A 3690-nucleotide genomic window follows, 5' to 3' on the forward strand; every position below is an offset into this window, starting at 1 on the left:
GGTCTTGGGGGGGCGCGTGGGTAGACTGCGTGGGGGGGGGGGGTGGGGGTGCGGGGGGGGGGGGACCCCCCCCGTCCCGCCCCTTCCCGACCGGATCGACCCGACGCCGATCCGGGTCAGCAGCCGTACCAGGTGGTGGGTGGGGACGACGTCCGGGAAGCGGCCCGCCGAGAAGTCGAAGACGGTGTACGACTCCTCGTCGTCGGGCCCGAAGCCGGCGTTCGCCTCGGGCACCGTACCGATCAGGTGCAGCCGGCTGCGGGTGGGGCGGAACAGATAGGTGGCGAAGGACAGGCGGCGGGCCAGCGGGGGCGGCAGCAGATAGGAGGCCGCCGCGAACCAGTGCGCGATCCGCTCCGTCGAGTCGTCGATCACGACCACCGAGCCCTCGTCGGTGAGCGCGGCGAACACGGCGGCCAGCAGGCTCGGCAGCTGCTCCGCGTGCGGATGCCCGCGCAGGAAGGTGCGCACCGCGCGCGGGGTGAGCGGACCGCGCGGGGGCGGGCCCGTCAGCTCCGGGATCTCGGTGCCGTCGGCCACCTCGGCCGTCCACACCGGGGAGTCCCACAGCTCGATGGCGAGCAGTCCGCCGCTCGCCGCCGTGAAGTCCCCCTCGCTGTGCAGGGCATGGGCGAAGTAGTTGCCGAAGCGGCGGGCCGAGTCGCGGCCCACGTAGCGGACACAGAGCGTGGTCGAACCCGGCCCGCCCCGCTCCTCGGGAGTGAAGCAGAGGTTGACGGGGCAGCGGGCGAGCAGCTCCGGGGTGTCCGACTCCACCATCGGGCGCGGTGGTTCGTAGCCGGCCAGCGCCTCGACGGCGTGCCGGGTCTCGGCCGAGGCGCCCGCGCTCACCGCGTTGAACTGGAAGCCGGAGAAACCGCTCAGGCCTCGCTCGCAGGAGGTGTAGTAGAGCTGCTGGAACACCGGGGAGGTCTCGGCGCTCATCCGCGCCCCGCCTTCGGCACCGAGCCGAACTCGCTCAGCAGCCACAGGAGCGGGTCCGCGACCCGGTAGGGCTGGATGCCGGTGGGCGCGACCCGGGCGTCGGGCGTGGGGCTGCGGCCGAGCGAGGAGACGCCGAAGTAGCGGTAGCGGGCGTAGGTGTTCTCCAGGGCCTGGTCGATGGGCACGCCGTCCCACTCCTTCAGCAGCTGGCGCACCTCCTCGTGGACGCTGAGGCTGTCACCCACCTCGAACCGGCCGCGCGCGGGGGCGTGCGCGCGCAGGGGGCTGCCGTTGTCCAGCAGGTGCCAGAAGGCGTCGAGTTTCGAGAAGACCACCGCGAGCGGGGTCTCGATCTTCGCCGCCGCCTTGCCGCCGCGTGCCGCCAGCAGCATGTTGGTCACCCGGCCCAGGACGTTGACCGGCGCGTCGAGCCCCTCGGTGCCGGGCAGCGCGGTACCCGGCAGCGCGCGCTCGCGGGCGCCCGGCATCTGCAGCGGGTCGAGGAGCAGGATGATGCCGTCGGCGCCGGTCAGATAGCGGGTGTTGAGCTCCACGCTCTCCCGGGTGCTGAAGTCCTCTCCGGCGGTGTCGAAGAAGGACAGGACGGTGTGCTGCGGGCGCTCGCCGAACAGTCCCCTGCGGCGCAGACCGAACCGGAAGACCAGCGGCTCCACGCGGTTGGCGTTGGTGGAGGCGGTCTGCGTGCCGGGGAACATCTGCCGGTCGCGGTAGAGCCGGTCCTCGTACTCGGAGCTGTAGCGGCGCATGGTGGTGTCGTCCAGGCCCATCATGGAGGCGCCGTACGCCTCGCCGACCTGGTTGCGCATCTCGTGCAGCAGCACGGTCATGTAGATGGTCTTGCCGGAGGCCTTCGCGCCCACCATGGCGATCAGGCGGTTGTCCACCATGCCGAACTGCACGGGCAGTTCGCAGTGGCACACCGGGCAGATCCGGTAGGTCGTCTCGCCGTCGCAGTCCGGGCAGACGGCGGTCGACCGACGGCCGTCGGCGGCGAAGTCCGGCCCGACGTCGTTGCTCGGGCGCCGCCCGAACCGTTCGTCGAGCACCGCGTCCCGGCGCCGCTGGCACTGCTTGCGGGTACGGCTGAGCCGGCTGTTGCAGCGGAACCGGATCTCGCGCGCGGCGAAGGTCTCGTAGCAGTAGGGGCAGGTGAGTCGTCTGGCCATTCAGGTCACTCGCAGCCGGTGCAGCGCCGTGGGGCGGATGTCGATGTCGCCGTCGGACGAGGCGTCCAAGGAGGTGCCGGTCCCGCTGTTCCCGTCCGCCGGGAAGCAGACCAGCCAGGAGGGTCCCCGCGTGCCGGGCAGCGGGAACTCCACGGTCAGCGGCGTTCCGGCGGGCAGCCGCTGTGGGGGCACCTCGTGCAGGACGGTGCCCTCGGCCGTACTGGTGGGGCGGTAGCGGCCGACGCCGTGGACGATGCGCAGGCCGGGCAGCTCGCAGTCCGTCGCGGAGGTGAACGTGACGGTCGCCACGCGGCCCTTGAGGCGTCGGCGGACGGCGGGCTCGTACTCCACCACGGGCGGCTCGGCGGCGACCCGCAGCGACGACGCCCCCTCGCAGTCCACGTCCGGGTCGGGCACCAGCGCCTCCACGGTGAGGGTCACCGCGCCCCGGCCCACGGGCAGGTCGAGTCCGCCGTCGTGCTCGTACACCCGGCGCTGGCAGCGCAGGTCGCCGTTGGCCGGGCCGCCGTCCGTGACGGTTCCCTCGCGCCGCCACCGGACGCGGGCGCTGAGCGCGGTCTCGGGCCAGGCCCAGAGCACGAGGAGGTGGTCGCCCCGGCGGATGGCCTGGAGCTGGTCCACGGGAACCGAGCGAAGACGCGGGTCTGCGGCGGGGGCGGTGGTCCCGGTGGGGGGCGGAACGTACGACGGCTGTTCCGGCTCGGGTTCAGGTCCGGGTCCGGGGTCCGGCGACAGGCCGGAGGCGCCGTCCGCCACGGGGCCGGCGGTGGGCGGGTCACCGGGGCCGGCCGTGTCCCGGAACGGCGGGGGCTGGGGATCGGGCTCGTTGCGGGGCGTGGCGGCCTCGGACGCGCGGTCGGCGCGGTCGGCGGACGGTGGCGGGTCGCCGGAGGGCGAGTGCCGGGCCCGCGGTTCCGGGTCCGCCGCGGCCAAGTGAGCGGCGTGCGCGCCCGGTTCCTCTGCGGCCGAGCGCCAGAATCCCGGCTCCGGGTCCTCCGCGAACGCGGGTGGTGTCGGGTCCGGGGCGGGAAACCCGGCCGCGGACGAGTGCGGCGCGGGGCCCGAGCCGATGCGCAGGGCGCCGAAGTCCTCCAGGGCCAGCAGCCCCCGTACGACCGCGAGTTCGGGTGAGGTGCAGCGCACCGTCAGGCCCCGGGCCTCGGGCAGGTCCTCGATCTCCGCCCGTCGGCCGGGCGTCGCGCACAGACCGCCGGCCAGCAGGACGGCGTCCGCCCCCGATTCGGCCAGCTCCTCCGCCACGGCCGCCAGGGCCCGCGCCCGTAGCGGCGCCACCGCCCGCTCCAGGGCCGCCCGTTCCAGGGTCACCCGGTACGGCTCGCCGGCCGCGTCGGTCACCGGCTCGGTGGCGATGTCCGCCTCCGCGAGTCCGCGCCGCAGCCGTTCGGCCACCGGGCGCGGATCCGTCCCCTCCGGCAGCCGCCCGCGCAACTCGGCGGCGACGGCCGCGTCCCAGTCGTCGCCGCCGAGCCGTTCGCCGCGGGTACGGACGATCCGTACGGTCAGATCGGGCGTGATG

1 protein-coding gene and 2 pseudogenes are annotated in these 3690 nt (G+C 74.6%); all 3 read right to left on the reverse strand.

What is annotated here, in order from left to right; genetic code table 11:
* Positions 1-945: pseudogene (locus tag ACFW2E_RS43215) on the reverse strand (hypothetical protein); the annotation flags it as partial.
* Positions 942-2132, reverse strand: coding sequence for a hypothetical protein (locus tag ACFW2E_RS43220; RefSeq protein ID WP_384476580.1), 1191 nt, complete (start codon positions 2130-2132; stop codon positions 942-944). The pseudogene ACFW2E_RS43215 and the gene ACFW2E_RS43220, both read right to left, overlap by 4 nt.
* A pseudogene (locus ACFW2E_RS43225) lies at positions 2133-3690 on the reverse strand (hypothetical protein); the annotation flags it as partial. It abuts the gene before it with no gap.

Origin of the sequence: Streptomyces sp. NPDC058964, assembly GCF_042741275.1 — a bacterium.
Lineage (GTDB): Bacteria > Actinomycetota > Actinomycetes > Streptomycetales > Streptomycetaceae > Streptomyces.

Bases quoted from the DNA above. Each gene is read 5' to 3' on its own strand.
- ACFW2E_RS43220 (WP_384476580.1), bottom strand. From the start codon at position 2,132: ATGGCCAGACGACTCACCTGCCCCTACTGCTACGAGACCTTCGCCGCG.